This is a genomic window from [Actinomadura] parvosata subsp. kistnae, from assembly GCF_900323885.1.
Taxonomy (GTDB): domain Bacteria; phylum Actinomycetota; class Actinomycetes; order Streptosporangiales; family Streptosporangiaceae; genus Nonomuraea; species Nonomuraea composti.
Genome location: NZ_OOHJ01000013.1, coordinates 122,349 through 136,494, shown reverse-complemented (window position 1 = coordinate 136,494; position 14,146 = coordinate 122,349). Strand labels below are relative to the sequence as shown.

Genomic DNA, 14,146 nt, shown 5'->3' with positions numbered 1-14,146 from the left:
CCGCCCCGGCCGTCTTCGCCCGCAACTCCCACCCACCCGCGTGTCGAATGCTCATCCGCGCGGCACCCCCGAGTTACGCTGCTCTCAACTCCCAGTCATGCGATCTTGTCACCGTCGAGTCGCAGTGCCTCCCCACTCGAGGAGACCCATGTTCAGGCGACTCGCCGTCCTCATCGCGACCTCCCTCACCTTCCTCCCCCTGGCCACCGCCACCCCCGCCGACGCCGCGACCGTCATCAACGTCGCACACCGGGGCGCCTCCGCCTACGCCCCCGAGAACACGATCGCCGCCTTCGACCTGGCCGCCGAGCAGGGCGCCGACCTGTTCGAGCTCGACGTCCAGGAGACCAAGGACCACGAGCTGGTCCTGATGCACGACACCACCCTGTCCCGCACCACGAACGCCGAGCAGGTCTTCCCCGGCCTGTCCCCCTGGAATGTCGGCGACCTCACGCTCGACCAGATCCGGGAGCTGGACGCCGGCTCGTGGGTGTCGGACAAGTACGAGGGTGAGCGCGTCCCCACCCTCGGCGAGGTGCTGCGCGAGATGAGCGGCTCGGGCATGGGCCTGCTGCTGGAGGTCAAGTCGCCGGAGCTGTACGCGGGCATCGAGTCCCGCATCGCCGCCGAGCTGCGCCGCCACCCGTCGTGGCTGGCTCCTGGCAGGCTCGTGGTGCAGTCGTTCGACTGGGAGTCGATGCGCAGGTTCGACCGGTTGCTGCCCGAGGTGCCGATCGGCCTGCTCGGCATGCCCTCGACGGGGGACCTGCCGGGGCTGGCGAAGTTCGCCGACCAGATCAACCCGCCGTACACGACGCTCACGGCCTCGTACGTCCGCCGCGTGCACGCCCTCGGCATGAAGCTCCTCACATGGACCGTGGACGGCTCGTCCAGCATGCGCCGCATGATCGGCTACAGGGTGGACGGCATCATCACCAACCGCCCCGACGTGCTGAGCGACCTGCTCGGCTCCTGACCTCCCGGACGGCCGCCCCGCTCCGGTCCGCTAGGACGAGGGAGCAACCGGAGCCGGGACGGCCGTGGCCCGGTCCCACGCCGCCCGCACCCCCAGCCAGAAGATCACGGCATACCCGGCGAACAACCCCAGCATCGCCGCCATCAACGCCATCTCCGGCAGCCCGGTGGCGTCCATCAGGTAGTCGATCACCGCGACGTAGTCCCGCTCCGCCCAGTGCCACACGGCGTACACGATGAGCTGCAGCAACGGGCTGATCACGAAGGCGGTGACGGCCAGCGTGGCCGGCACGCGCGGCGGCCCGCCGCGCCGCGCCGCCAGCAGCGCGATCGCCACCCACGCCACCACCTGCGTGGCGACCACCCCGGACACGGCGACCAGCACGTTCCCCCACGGGTCGGGGGCATTGCGGTGGTAGTCGATGCAGCAGTCCAGCCCGACGATCATGTCCTGGTTGCCGATCAGCCGCGCGACGGCCACCATGGCCAGCCTGTGCACCCCGTACAGCAACGCCCCGAACACCACGGCGAGCACCGCGATCCGCCTCATACCCGGCAGCATGACCGACGGGCCCGCGCCCGATCCATCCCGCTGTCCGCTACTGGACACCCTTGCGCAGGTGCCGGGCGGTCTGCTCGTCGGCCGGAAAGTACGCCTCCACCGCGATCTCCTCCAGCGTGACGTCGAACGCCGCGCCGAACGTCGTGATCGTGCTGAAGAAGCACAACTCCCGCCCCCGGTGCTCGATCCGGATGGGCAGGGCGATGTCGGTGGGCGCGTCCGCGACGGGGCCGGCCTCCTCGCCGTACTGGCGTACCTCCTCCAGCAGCGCGCTCAGCTCCGGATCGCCGGTACGCGCCACCTGCCGGGCCAGCCGCGGCACCAGGAAGCCACGCACCTGCGCCAGGTTCCGCACCCGTGGCGCGAACCCGCCCGGATGCAACCCGAGCCGCATCATGTTCACCGGCGGCTCCAGCAGCGCCGCGTCCACCCCGTCCAGGAACACCTCGGCCGCCGCGTTCGCCAGCAGCAGGTTCCACCGGCTGTCCACCGCCAGCGCGGGGAACGGCTCATGGCCCCGCAGCACCTGCTCCACCGCCTCGCGCGCGGCGGCCAGATCCGGATCGGCCAGCGGCCGTTCCCGGTAGACGGGGGCGTGCCCGGCGGCGACGAGCAGCCGGTTGCGCTCGCGCAGCGGCACGCCGAGGTGCTCGGCCAGGTGGATGACCATCGACCGGCTGGGGATGGTCCGGCCCGTCTCGACGAAGCTGACGTGCCGGGCGGACACATCCGCCTGTATGGCCAGGTCGAGCTGGCTGAGCTTGCGCCGGTGCCGCCACTCGCGCAGCAGCTCCCCGACCGGACGGTCCTGTCGCATGGGCTCGGTTGTAGCCGATCGCGGACGCCCGCCGCCATTACATGTCATGTAATCGACGACACGGGACGACACCTGCCACGGTTCCCTCCATGAACGACAACAAGGACATCGTGCTGCACGGCTTCAAGGAGTTCACCGCCGGCAACCTCGGCATCCTCCGCACGCTCCTGCGCGAGGACTTCGTCGAGCACAGCCCCGGCAACCCGTCCGGACGCGACGCGTGGATCGAGTACACCGCCGGCTCGCCCGTGGCCGGCGCCCGCCTCGACCTCAAACGCATCATCGCCGAGGGCGACCTCGTCATGGTCCACTACCACATGATCCCGGCGGGCGACGAGCGCGGCGTGGCCGTCGTGGACATCTGGCGACTGGTGGACGGCCAGATCGCCGAGCACTGGGACGTCGTCCAGCCCGTACCCGAGCCAGATTTGATCCCGAACGGCATGTTCTAGCCCTCTTCGTGGGACGGCAGGACGGCGGCCAGAAGCGTCACCCCCACGGCGATGCCCAGGACGTGCTCGGCGACCGCGACCCCCGCGTACTCGGCGCTGACGAACCCACCCGGCCGCAGCAGCACCATGGGCAGCTTCCAGCAGCTCCACGCGAACAACGACCCCGACGCCGCGAAGCCGATCACCACGGGAACCCACCGCCGCAGCCACGGCGGCCGGCGGCGCGTGAGCGCCCAGCCGCTCCAGGCGCCGAGCAACGCCCACAGACCAGAGCTGACGTTGAGCAGCCGCTCATGACCGTCCAGGAAAGCCCGATCCAACCCCAACGTCCCGCCCATCCCCCAGTACACCCAGAGCACCCCCAGCCCACCGGCCACCACCGCGCCCATCGTGATCACCGTGGACGAACGGGCTGGGCCATCCCCTGCGAAGGCCCGCGGCCACCTCTCCCACAGATAGATCGGCACCGCCACGGCCAGCCCCACCCCCATCCCGCCGAACCCGACCCCGATGAGAGCCTCCTCCGCCCGCACGACCCCCTCGCCCTCCAGCAGACTGCTGACCAGGACGTAAGGCAGCATCGGCACCAGAAACCCCGCCCCCACCCAGCAGACCAGGACCACCGGCACGCCCGGCAACCGCCGCCCCCAAGGCTGGGCGAGCGCCAGCCCGAGCGCGATCCCCGCCGCCGCCATCACGACGGTAACGGCGTTCAACACCACCCAGCCAGCGGTCCCGAACCCGTCGGGCGGATGCCCGAGCAGCCCCGCGACGACCCACCCGACCTTGACGACCAGGTAGAGCCCCATGCTGCCCGCCGCCCCGTAACCCGCCCCTCTGCGCACCCGGCTCCACCACACGGCATCCCCCGACCTCCACCGATCACGACAGCGTCGAGCATCGAGTAGCCGAAGAGCGGCGGGACTCCCCGCCGGCGTGACGCCGCTCCCCCGCGCGAGGGAGAGGAGTCACACCGCGAGGGGCCCGGAGACGGGAAAGGGGGCCCGGAACGATGTCCGGACCCCCTTCTCAAGCAGACCCTACGGGCCTACCTGCGGTTTCCCTCGTCTCAGCTGCAGCCGCTGGTCGAGCCGCAGCCCTCGCACACGTAGCAGCTACCGGCAGGACGCATCTTGGTGCCGCAGGTCATGCACAGCGGCGCGTCGGCGGTGAAGCGCTGGTGGCTCTCCAGCGTCAGCTCCTGGGCCGGCTGCGCGGACTCCTCCTTCGGCTGGGCCGCGGCGGCCTCGATCGGCGCCGACTGGGCCAGCGCCTCCCGGTCGACCGTCTCCTGGAGGGCCGCCGGGTCCTCGCCGCGCTGCTGCGCCGCGCGCTCGGCCGCCGAGAAGATGCCCAGCGCCGCCCGCTCCTCATAGGGCAGGTGGTCGAGGGCCAGGCGGCGGAAGATGTAGTCCATCACCGAGGTGGCCATGCGGATGTCGGGGTCGTCCGTCATGCCGGCCGGCTCGAAACGCATGTTGACGAACTTGCTCATGTACGTCTCCAGCGGCACGCCGTACTGGAGCCCGATGGAGATCGCCACCGAGAAGGCGTCCATGACGCCCGCCAGCGTCGAGCCCTGCTTGGACATCTTGAGGAAGACCTCGCCGAGCCCGTCGTCGGGGTAGGACGAGGCGGTCATGTAGCCCTTGGCGCCGCCCACCGTGAAGCGGGTGGTGGTGCTCGGCCGCTGGTTCGGCATGCGCCGCCGGGTCGGCCGGTTGACCTCGATGACCTTGACCTCGGGCTCCTTCGGCTGCTCCTGCTGCTTCTTGGAGCCGTCGCCGGCCGACAGCGGCTGGCCGACCTTGCAGTTGTCGCGGTAGACGGCCAGGGCCTTGAGGCCGAGCTTCCAGCCCTCCATGTAGACCTGCTCGATGTCGTCGATCGTGGCCGACTCGGGCAGGTTGACCGTCTTGGAGATGGCGCCGGACAGGAACGGCTGCGTGGCCGCCATCATCCGGACGTGGCCCATGGGCGCGATCGCCCGCTCGCCCATCGCGCAGTCGAACACCTCGTAGTGCTCGGGGCGCAGGCCGGGGGCGTCGACGACGTGGCTGTGCTCGCCGATGTACTCGACGATGGCCTCGATCTGCTCCTGCTGGTAGCCGAGCTGCTTGAGCGCCCGCGGGATCGTCTGGTTGACGATCTGCATGGAGCCGCCGCCGACGAGCTTCTTGAACTTGACCAGCGCCAGGTCCGGCTCGATGCCGGTCGTGTCGCAGTCCATCATGAGGCCGATCGTGCCGGTAGGCGCGAGGAGGCTGGCCTGCGCGTTGCGGTAGCCGTTCTTCTCGCCCAGCTTGAGGCACTCCGCCCACTGGCGCGACGCCTCGGAGTGGATCTTCGCGTCCATCGTGCCGATGGTCCGCAGGTCGTCGTTCGCCGCGGCGTGCTTGCGCATGACGCGCTTGTGCGGCTCGGCGTTCCTGGCATAGCCGTCGTACGGGCCGACGACCCCGGCCAGCTCGGCGCTGCGCCGGTAGGACACACCCGTCATCAGGGACGTGATCGCGGCCGCCACCGCGCGCCCGCCGTCGGAGTCGTAGGCGTGGCCCGTCGCCATGAGCAGCGCGCCGAGGTTGGCGTAGCCGATGCCGAGCTGCCGGTACGCGCGCGTCGTCTCGCCGATCTTCTCCGTGGGGAAGTCGGCGAACGTGATCGAGATGTCCATCGCGGTGATGATCAGCTCGGTCAGCTTGACGAAGTCGGCGACGTTGAAGGAGTTGTCGTCCTTCAGGAACTTCAGCAGGTTGATGCTGGCCAGGTTGCAGGAGGAGTTGTCGAGGTGGACGTACTCGCTGCACGGGTTGCTGGCCGTGATGCGGCCCGTCTCGGGCGTGGTGTGCCAGTCGTTGATCGTGTCGTCGTACTGCACGCCGGGGTCGGCGCACTCCCACGCCGCCTTCGCCATCTTGCGGAACAGGTCCCGCGCGTCGACCTTCTCGATGACCTCGCCGGTCAGGCGGGCCCGCAGGCCGAAGTCCGCGCCCTTCTCCACCGCGCGCATGAACTCGTCGGAGACGCGCACGGAGTTGTTGGCGTTCTGGTACTGGACGGAGACGATGTCCTTGCCGCCCAGGTCCATGTCGAAGCCGGCGTCACGCAGCGCGCGGACCTTGTCCTCCTCGCGCGCCTTCGTCTCGATGAACTCCTCGATGTCGGGGTGGTCGACGTCGAGCACGACCATCTTGGCCGCCCGGCGCGTCGCGCCGCCCGACTTGATGGTGCCGGCGCTCGCGTCGGCGCCCCGCATGAAGCTGACGGGACCGCTGGCGGTGCCGCCGCTCGACAGCAGTTCCTTGGACGAACGGATCCTCGACAGGTTGACCCCCGATCCGGAGCCACCCTTGAAGATCACACCCTCTTCCTTGTACCAGTCGAGGATCGACTCCATCGTGTCGTCCACCGACAGGATGAAACACGCGCTCACCTGCTGTGGCGACTGCGTGCCCACGTTGAACCACACCGGCGAGTTGAACGCGAACACCTGGTGCGCCAGGGCGTGCTTCAGCTCGTGGTCGAAGATCTCGGCGTCCTCTTCGCTGGCGAAGTAGCCGTGCTCGAGCCCCGTCCGGGTGTAGACGCCCACGACCCGGTCGATCAACTGCTTCAGGCTCCACTCGCGCTGCGGGGTGCCCACGGCGCCGCGGAAGTACTTGGTCGTCACGATGTTGGCCGCGTTCACCGACCAGAAGTCGGGGAACTCGACGCCCCGCTGCTCAAAGTTGATGGATCCGTCGCGCCAGTTGGTCATGACGACATCGCGGCGCTCCCACTGGATCTCGTCATACGGGTGCACGCCGGGCTTGGTGAAGATCCGCTTCATCTTCAGCCCCTTACGCGGACGCTTACCCCCGCGCGCCACTGAACCGCTCGCCGTCTCCGTCATGACTCCCCCTTCTCCGCCTTCAACTGTTTGATCTCGGCCTCGAAGTCCGCCAGGCTCTCGAAACCGCGATATACCGATGCGAACCGCAGGTACGCCACCTCGTCCAGCTCCCGCAGCGGGCCCAGGATGGCCAGGCCCACCTCGTTGGAGGGGATCTCGGCCGCGCCCTTCGCCCTGATGGCCTCCTCCACCCGCTGCCCGAGCTGCGCCAGCGAGTCCTCGCTGACCGGCCTGCCCTGGCACGCCCGCCGCACGCCCGCGACGACCTTGTCCCGCGAGAACGGCTCCGTCACTCCGCTGCGCTTGCTCACCATCAGCAGTACGGTCTCCTGCGTGGTGAACCTGCGCCCGCACTCGGGACAGGTGCGGCGGCGCCTGATGGCCGCGCCGTCATCCGTGGAGCGACTGTCGATGACCCTGGTGTCAGGGTGGCGACAGAACGGACAGTGCACGCTTTCGCCTCCAAGAACCTGCGGCCACCACACGCGCCCTCACCCGCCATGACGGGACGCTCGCGCACGCTCCATGGCGGGCCATGGAGCGGTCACAGAAACACAAGGTGTGGTGAACTACATCGGTGTAACTACTAGATGTTGTGGTCCAACCGTAGAAGCGCGCGACCATGAACGCAAGTTGAGCGCACCCCTCCGGCTGAAGTCGCTGATCAGCACACCATCATCATCCGCCCCGGGCGTGTCGGCCCCCGTTTTGCGATCTTCCCGCAGGTCGGAGCGTCACATCGGTTGCTTTCGACCTCGGTCGTGAACAAGCCTCACAAAGGTACCCGAGGACACACCTTCCATTCCCACCCCTCCCAACCCGCCTCCCGAGGCCAAGGTTGCGGCGACCCTCTTGACACCGCCTCTCCCGACCCACCACCCGTCCCGGCCCGGCCGCGCGCCGCCAGGGAGCGGGTAGCGGCACCCCTTCGAGACACGCCGCCCTCGCCCCCGCTGCTCGCCTCGCTCTCCCCCAACCCTTGCTTGCCCCCGCTGCTCGCCTCGCTCTCCACCACCCGCCTCGAACCCGCGCCCCGTCTCGCCCCTCGCTGCTCGCCTCGACCTCACCGTGCGCCTTGGGCGAGAGGCTGTGTGACGGCCCTCTTGGCACGGGCCCGCCTCCAGCATGCACGCGCACGAGGAGGGTGGCGCTCAGGAGCCCAGCCCGCCGTCGGTTACGTCCCGTCGCGCACCTCTCAGCCCTGGGCTCTCTGCCCACCCCGGCCGGGCGCGCACGCCACATGCGACGCCGTGCCACCGCCCTGGACGGCGGCGCGCGGTGTCACGCTTCCGTCGCGGCCGTCGCGCGGCCTCGGGATGCAGTCCGCGCACAATGCGTGCTCGACGACGAAAGTGACGTCATGGCACGTTCCAGCACCGGCGGGGCCGGATCCGTACAGGCACGTTCCCAGCACCCTGCTGCTGCGGGTGTGACACGGCGGCAGCCTGCCGCACTCACGACGCGAGCGGCCGCATCCACCGCCCCAGCACCACGCGAGCGCCGCATCCACCGCCCCATCACCCGCTCATGACGCCGCCAAGACCACCGAGAGGGGAGGCACGCCGGCAGAGAGACGGCCCGGCGGTCAGCGTAAGGCGGCGGTGTCCCTAGGGACGTAGATACGGGCGCCCGGCCGGATGAGCGAGTCGGACAGCCGATTCAGCCGCTTGATCTCCTCCACCAGAGCCCCCGGATCATCTCCCTCGGAGAGCGCGTCGGCGATCTCCCACAATGTGTCCCCCTTGTGCACCTCAACCCAGGGCAGCCCGGCATGACTGGCCACCACGACGCGCACTTCGGCGTGCCCGGCGGCCCGCGTACCGAGCCAGAACCCGCCCAGCGACAGCAACGCCACCGCCATCACCAGCACGACCCGCCCCCGCCGGGTCAGCCGCACCGGAGCGCTCTCCCTCCCCGAACCACGCCGACGCCTCGACCCCCCGACACCCCCGGCAGCATCCCGCCGCCGGTCGCCATCCGGAGGCCGGAAGGCCCGCCGCCCGAACAATCCCCCTCGCCCGAACGCCCCCCGCCGCCCTGAGCCGCCCCGCTGCTCCAGGCCGCCCCGCTGCTCCAAGTCGCCCCGTCGCTCAAAGCGACCTCGCTGCCCCAAGCCATCTCGCCGCCCGAGAAAACGCCGCCACCGAGACGCCGTGCCCCGCCAGCCTGCGCCGCCGGCCTGGAGAGCCAGGACAGCACCCTCAGGAGCAGCCGAGCTACGGCGGCCCTGCCGAGCAGGATCAATGACGCCCATACGGCCACCACCACCCCGCAAGGCGGAGGCAGGACCTCCGGGCACGAAACGCCCCTCACGAGCAGACCTGCGGCCCTGCCGAACGGGATCCACGACGCCCGTACGGCCGCCACCACCATCCCGCGAGGCGGAGGCAGGACCTCTCGGCACGAAACGGCCCTCCTGAGCAGAGGCAGCACCCTTCCGGACGGAACCCCCGCCCCGCCGAGCCGAAGCACTGCCTCTTCCCGTGAAGCCGACCGGCTGCGCGCCGGTACCTCTGCCCCGGAGGCTGGTCGGCTGCGGGCCGACGTCCCGGGCCGGGAGACCGGCCGGCCGCGCGTCGGCGCCTCTGCCGGAGAGGCTGGTCGGGCGCGGGCCCGCGTCTCTGGCCCGAAGGTCGGTCGGCGGCGCGCCCACGTCGCCGCCACGGTCCGTAGCGGCGGCGGCTCCTCCCCTTCTCCCCCTTATGCCCTTGCCGCGCTCCCCTCGTCCCCCACCCTTGACCTCCGGCCCTCCGGCACCCGGCTCCTTGGCACCTGACCTCCGGCCCCTCACGGTGTCATCGCCGTCACCCCGCACCCGCCGCCCCTTGCCCCTTCCTGGAGGCGGCGGGACGGTGGGATCCGGCTCGTCGCCTGCGCGCGGTGACGGGACGAGCCGCAAATGGGATCTTCCCCCACCACTCGAACGGGGCCCCAACCTCTTGCTGGAATTCCCCGGGACAGTGGCCCCCACCCGCGTATTGTCAGCCCGTCGATCCTTACTCTGCGTGGCATCGGCGATCAGTGTGAGCCGATTGACGTCTTCGCTGGTCGTGTCCGTATTTGTGGGCGTTCGCATGGATGACCTCCTGCCGTGTGGCCTGAGGAAAAGGCCAAATAAGATCAGCAAATCGAACACGGTGTCGATCGAACTCCCGTACGATGTTGTACACCACGCTGGCGACAATTTCGAGGAAGACTCGAACAATTGTTTGAAGATGATCTTCAACAGCGATACGGTCGCTGTGTGCGACATCAGGACCACGGACCGGGAGGTTCGCCGGTGAGGCGGGCCGCCAGGCGAGGAGGAAGAGCATGACCGAGCGGGATGACGCAAACGGGGTCAGCGACCTCGCGGTGCGCCGGCGAGACTCCCTGGGGTTGACCCCCAGGCAGCGCAAGATCCTCGAAGTGATCCGCGACTCGGTACAACAGCGCGGATACCCACCGTCCATGCGCGAGATCGGCGAAGCGGTGCAGCTGACCAGCACGTCCAGCGTGTCGCACCAGCTGACGGCCCTACAGCGCAAGGGCTACCTGCGCCGTGACCCGCACCGTCCGCGCGCGCTCGAGGTCCGCCTGCCCGGCGAGCCCGTGCTCTGGGTCGACCCCGACGCCACCGACGAGGAGCCCACGGTCAACCGCCCGACGGCCGCCTACGTCCCGCTCGTGGGCCGCATCGCCGCCGGTGGCCCGATCCTCGCCGAAGAGAGCGTCGAAGACGTCTTCGCCCTGCCCAAGCAGCTCGTCGGTGAGGGCACGCTGTTCCTCCTGCAAGTCGCCGGTGACTCGATGATCGAGGCCGCCATCGCCGACGGCGACTGGGTGGTCGTACGTCAGCAGCCCGTGGCGGAGAGTGGCGACATCGTGGCCGCCATGATCGAGGGTGAAGCCACGGTCAAGACCTTCAAGCGCAAGGACGGCCACGTCTGGCTTGTCCCCCACAACCCCAACTACGAACCCATCCCTGGTGACGAGGCCAGCGTCCTGGGCAAGGTCGTAGCGGTCCTGCGCCGCCTCTAGCCGAGCCGGGCTCCGGGGCCAGGGTCCCATGCCCTCTCACGCTCACACTCAGGCGGAGCCGCGACCCTGGCGAGGCACCTCAAGGTAGGAGAGGCCAAGCCAGGTCACGGCTCGAATCAGCATGCCACCGGGCGAGAGCACGCTGAACGCGAGTACCCACTGCCGACGAACGGCCGCTCGGGTGAAGGCATGGCCCAGGCGTGGACGGGCTCCGGGCGAGGAGGCGCCGTAGGGGCGGGGAGGCGCGCTGCGGGTGCGAGCGCGCTCCGAGCGAGGAAGCGTTCGGGACGAAGGTTCTGGGTGAGGGCGCACGGCCGAGGCGAGAGTGCGGTCTGGGCGAAACGCGGTCCAGGTGTGGACACACGGCCAGCCGGAGGCGCCGCCTGGGGTCGGGACGCGACGGACGTGAGGGCGCCGCCAGCGTTAGGGGTCGGTTCAGGCCCGAGCGTGGTCTAGTGAGGATGCACGGCCTAGACGGGAGTGCGGTCTGGATGGAGGCGCGACCGGCCCGCAGGCGTGGTGGGCGTGAGGGCACGGCGCAGGGCTGGGTGTGGGCCAGGCCCTAGCGCGGGCTGGGCTGGGCTGGGCAAGGCGCTGACAGGCGGAGTCTCGGCACCCCGGGCGGGCATGGGAGAGGCCTGATCGTCGCATGAGGGATGTAGCCTGTGCTGGTCCTGGAGGGATTGGATCGTTCCAGCCTGTGGGGTCGTTGGATCGGTCTGTGCCGTCTCGTTCGTCCGTTCCGCCACCCCGGCGACCCAGCCGGTGACGACGGGGCGGCAGTCGGCTGGGGTGGATTTGGGGTGCAACCTCCAGCCAGGCGCGCGGGCTCGTGAGGGGTGGCCGAATGTGACAGGTCCGCGTCATGGCGGTCATGGGTGGATGTTGGCGACAATAGGTGCATGCCCGCTTCACACCGTGTCATAGTCGCCGTGTTCCCCGACGTTGATCTTCTTGATGTCACCGGGCCTGCGGAGGTGTTCGCGGTTGCGAATCGGGAGATGGACGGTCGCGTGCCGTACGAGGTGCTGCTGGCTGGGCCCGATGGTGGGCAGGTGCGCACCAGTGCCGGGGTTCGGCTTGCTACGGATCTGACCTTCGACGAGGTCGGTGATCGGGTCGATACGTTGGTGGTGCCTGGGGCGGTGGATGCCGCCGGGGTGCCGGTGATCGATTCCCGGTTGGTGGGGTGGATTGCCGAGACCTCCGAGCATGCGCGGCGGGTTGCCTCCGTGTGTGTCGGGGCTCATCTGCTGGCTGCCGCTGGGCTCCTGGCGGGGCGGACGGCCACCACGCACTGGGCCACCGCTGAGCGGTTGGCTGCCGATCATCCCGATGTCACCGTGGATCCTGATCCGATTTACATACGGTCGGGGAAAGTGTGGACGGGGGCGGGGATCAGCTCCTGCATGGATCTCGCGCTCGCCCTCGTCGCCGAGGATCATGGTGAGCGGCTTGCTCTGGCGGTCGCGCGGCAACTGGTGATGTACCTCAAACGGCAGGGTGGGCAGAGCCAGTTCAGCGTGCCGCTGTGGCAGGCGCCTACCGAGCGGCGCGACATCGACGAGTTGCGGGTGTGGATCACCGCGAACCTCACCGCCGACCTGTCCGCGGCGGCGCTGGCCGAGCGGGTGTGCCTGAGCGAGCGGCACTTCGCCCGGGTCTTTCGCAAAGAGACCGGGGCCACTCCGGCCGCGTACGTCGAAGCGGCCCGGGTCGAGGCGGCGCGGCGGTTGCTGGAAGGCACCGATGAGCCGCTTGATCGGGTTGCCGCCGCGTGCGGGCTGGGGTCGGCGGAGACCCTGCATCGTGCCTTTCGGCGACGGCTCGGCACCACCCCTGCCACCTATCGGCGACGTTTTCGCACCGCCGCCGCCTGACCCGCTGCCTGCCCCACCACCGCCTGACCCGCCGTCTTCCGCGCTGCCGCCTGACCCGCCATCTTCCGCGCCATCGCCTGACCCGCCATCTTCCGCGCTGCCGCCTGACCCGCCATCTTCCGCGCCATCGCCTGACCCGCCATCTTCCGCGCCGCCGCCTGACCCACCGTCTTCCGCGCCGCCGCCTGACGTCACTTCCGGTGGCGGGCTGGAAGTGGCGCCCCGACCTGCCGTCCCCCTCCGGGGCGGACCACATCCCGCCAAGCGGTGCGCTCCCTCGCCCGCTCGGCCCTGCTCGCCCAGGTGGGCGGCACACGACGAGATCGTCGGTCCTCCACTCGGAGGGACCCTGTGGGGTTCGTGCGGTGGGAGCGAAGCGTCTCCGCGGGGACGGCGGTCGGGTGGCGGTGGCGGCGCGGTGGCGTGGTCGCGCGAACGCCGGATGGGCGATGGCATGGCCGCGCGAACGGCGGACGGGCGATGGCATGGCCGCGCGAACGGCGGACGGGCGATGGCACGGCCGCGCGAACGGCGGACGGGCGATGGCACGGCCGCGCGAACGGCGGACGGGCGATGGCACGGCCGCGCGAACGGCGGACGGGCGATGGCACGGCCGCGCGAACGGCGGACGGGCGATGGCACGGCCATGCGAATCGGTTTGAGGGGCGGTGGCGTGGTCCGTCGCCACCCGGGTGGCAGGCAAGGCGGTGACGCTTCCGGACCGCCACCGGATGGCGGGTCAGGTGGCGGCGCCTCCGGTCCGCCTGTGGTGGATCTCCGTTTCAAGCTCCGGCCCGCACGGGCCGGTGTTCTCAACGTCCAAGGAGGACAAGATGAGTGTTTCGACGACCCTGCGTGACGTGATCGGCCTCGACCGCGAGCTGCCGCGCCTCTCCACCGCCACCCTGGTCCTGATCGACTTCCAGAACACCTACTGCGAGGGCGTCATGGCCCTCCCCGGCGCCGATCGGGCTCTGGACGCGGCCGCCCGGCTCCTGGAGCGGGCCCGCGCGGCAGGGACGCCGGTGGTGCACGTCATCAATGACGGCGGCGAGGGCACCCCGTACGACATTCGCGCTGAGATCGGGCAGATCGAGCCGCGGGTCGCGGCCCGGGAGGGTGAGGCGGTGGTGGTGAAGGGGTTCCCGAACTCCTTCCATGAGACCGACCTGCTGGAGACGCTGCGCAAGCTGGATGCCGGGCCTGATCTGGTGCTGGCGGGGTTCATGACCCACATGTGCGTGCAGTTCACCGCTCAGGGGGCGTTCAACCTGGGTTACCGGCCCACCGTCGTGGCGGAGGCGTGTGCGACGAGGCCGCTGGCGGCGCCTGGTGGGGAGCCGATCTCGGCGGAGCAACTGCACGCCGCCGCCCTGACCACGATCGGTGACCTGTTCGGGCTGGTCGCCGCCCGGGTGGATGATCTCCCCGCATAAGTTCGCCGCCCGGGTGGATGATCTCCCCGCATAAGTTCGCCGTCCGGGTGGACGGTCTCCCCGCATAAGATCGCCGCCCGCATAAGACCCCGCCCGCAAGATCCCCGCCCGC

General features: G+C 70.1%; 11 protein-coding genes. 5 read left to right on the top strand and 6 right to left on the bottom strand.

The genetic code is table 11. The annotated features are described in order from the left end of the window. Window positions 1-148: 148 nt before the first annotated feature. Complete coding sequence (locus KIS93_RS13960) at window positions 149-976, top strand: glycerophosphodiester phosphodiesterase (RefSeq protein WP_080046274.1); 828 nt, start codon at window positions 149-151, stop codon at window positions 974-976. A gap of 30 nt (window positions 977-1,006) precedes the next feature. On the opposite strand, the gene KIS93_RS13955 is transcribed toward KIS93_RS13960, so the two are convergent. Together KIS93_RS13955 and KIS93_RS13950 are read right to left on the bottom strand one after the other, a co-directional pair. Next, the gene (locus tag KIS93_RS13955) at window positions 1,007-1,525 is read right to left on the bottom strand and encodes a hypothetical protein (RefSeq protein ID WP_080046273.1); all 519 of its coding nucleotides are present in this window, start codon (window positions 1,523-1,525) and stop codon (window positions 1,007-1,009) included. 49 nt (window positions 1,526-1,574) lie between these two features. Further along, complete coding sequence (locus KIS93_RS13950; protein ID WP_080046272.1) at window positions 1,575-2,354, bottom strand: helix-turn-helix domain-containing protein; 780 nt, start codon at window positions 2,352-2,354, stop codon at window positions 1,575-1,577. 89 nt (window positions 2,355-2,443) lie between these two features. On the opposite strand from KIS93_RS13950, the gene KIS93_RS13945 reads away from it, so the two are divergent. Continuing rightward, complete coding sequence (locus tag KIS93_RS13945; RefSeq protein ID WP_080046271.1) at window positions 2,444-2,806, top strand: nuclear transport factor 2 family protein; 363 nt, start codon at window positions 2,444-2,446, stop codon at window positions 2,804-2,806. Here KIS93_RS13945 and KIS93_RS13940 read toward each other — a convergent pair. The 4 genes from KIS93_RS13940 to KIS93_RS13925 all read right to left on the bottom strand — a co-directional run bounded on the left by KIS93_RS13940 (window position 2,803) and on the right by KIS93_RS13925 (window position 8,595). Continuing rightward, the gene (locus KIS93_RS13940; protein WP_155129400.1) at window positions 2,803-3,651 is read right to left on the bottom strand and encodes a hypothetical protein; all 849 of its coding nucleotides are present in this window, start codon (window positions 3,649-3,651) and stop codon (window positions 2,803-2,805) included. The genes KIS93_RS13945 and KIS93_RS13940 overlap by 4 nt on opposite strands. Window positions 3,652-3,875: 224 nt before the next feature. After that, window positions 3,876-6,698, bottom strand: coding sequence for a vitamin B12-dependent ribonucleotide reductase (locus KIS93_RS13935; protein ID WP_080046269.1), 2,823 nt, complete (start codon window positions 6,696-6,698; stop codon window positions 3,876-3,878). Then, window positions 6,695-7,150: a transcriptional regulator NrdR gene (gene nrdR / locus KIS93_RS13930; protein WP_043614619.1), complete on the bottom strand. Its 456-nt coding sequence runs from the start codon at window positions 7,148-7,150 to the stop codon at window positions 6,695-6,697. The genes KIS93_RS13935 and nrdR overlap by 4 nt, the downstream gene beginning before the upstream one ends. Before the next feature lie 1,133 nt (window positions 7,151-8,283). Further along, complete coding sequence (locus tag KIS93_RS13925) at window positions 8,284-8,595, bottom strand: LysM peptidoglycan-binding domain-containing protein (RefSeq protein WP_080046268.1); 312 nt, start codon at window positions 8,593-8,595, stop codon at window positions 8,284-8,286. A gap of 1,415 nt (window positions 8,596-10,010) precedes the next feature. On the opposite strand from KIS93_RS13925, the gene lexA reads away from it, so the two are divergent. The 3 genes from lexA (at window position 10,011) to KIS93_RS13910 (ending at window position 14,034) form a co-directional block, all read left to right on the top strand. Continuing rightward, the gene (gene lexA, locus KIS93_RS13920) at window positions 10,011-10,718 is read left to right on the top strand and encodes a transcriptional repressor LexA (RefSeq protein WP_080046266.1); all 708 of its coding nucleotides are present in this window, start codon (window positions 10,011-10,013) and stop codon (window positions 10,716-10,718) included. Window positions 10,719-11,620: 902 nt separating this feature from the next. After that, window positions 11,621-12,598 (top strand): GlxA family transcriptional regulator, encoded by a 978-nt coding sequence (locus tag KIS93_RS13915; RefSeq protein WP_080046265.1) that lies wholly within the window; start codon window positions 11,621-11,623, stop codon window positions 12,596-12,598. 833 nt (window positions 12,599-13,431) lie between these two features. After that, a complete protein-coding gene (locus KIS93_RS13910; protein WP_080047636.1) occupies window positions 13,432-14,034 on the top strand; it encodes a cysteine hydrolase family protein in 603 nt (200 codons plus the stop codon). Window positions 14,035-14,146 lie beyond the last annotated feature (112 nt).

Bases quoted from the DNA above. Each gene is read 5' to 3' on its own strand.
- KIS93_RS13960 (WP_080046274.1), top strand. From the start codon at position 149: ATGTTCAGGCGACTCGCCGTCCTCATCGCGACCTCCCTCACCTTCCTC.
- KIS93_RS13955 (WP_080046273.1), bottom strand. From the start codon at position 1,525: ATGAGGCGGATCGCGGTGCTCGCCGTGGTGTTCGGGGCGTTGCTGTAC.
- KIS93_RS13950 (WP_080046272.1), bottom strand. From the start codon at position 2,354: ATGCGACAGGACCGTCCGGTCGGGGAGCTGCTGCGCGAGTGGCGGCAC.
- KIS93_RS13945 (WP_080046271.1), top strand. From the start codon at position 2,444: ATGAACGACAACAAGGACATCGTGCTGCACGGCTTCAAGGAGTTCACC.
- KIS93_RS13935 (WP_080046269.1), bottom strand. From the start codon at position 6,698: ATGACGGAGACGGCGAGCGGTTCAGTGGCGCGCGGGGGTAAGCGTCCG.
- lexA (WP_080046266.1), top strand. From the start codon at position 10,011: ATGACCGAGCGGGATGACGCAAACGGGGTCAGCGACCTCGCGGTGCGC.
- KIS93_RS13915 (WP_080046265.1), top strand. From the start codon at position 11,621: ATGCCCGCTTCACACCGTGTCATAGTCGCCGTGTTCCCCGACGTTGAT.
- KIS93_RS13910 (WP_080047636.1), top strand. From the start codon at position 13,432: ATGAGTGTTTCGACGACCCTGCGTGACGTGATCGGCCTCGACCGCGAG.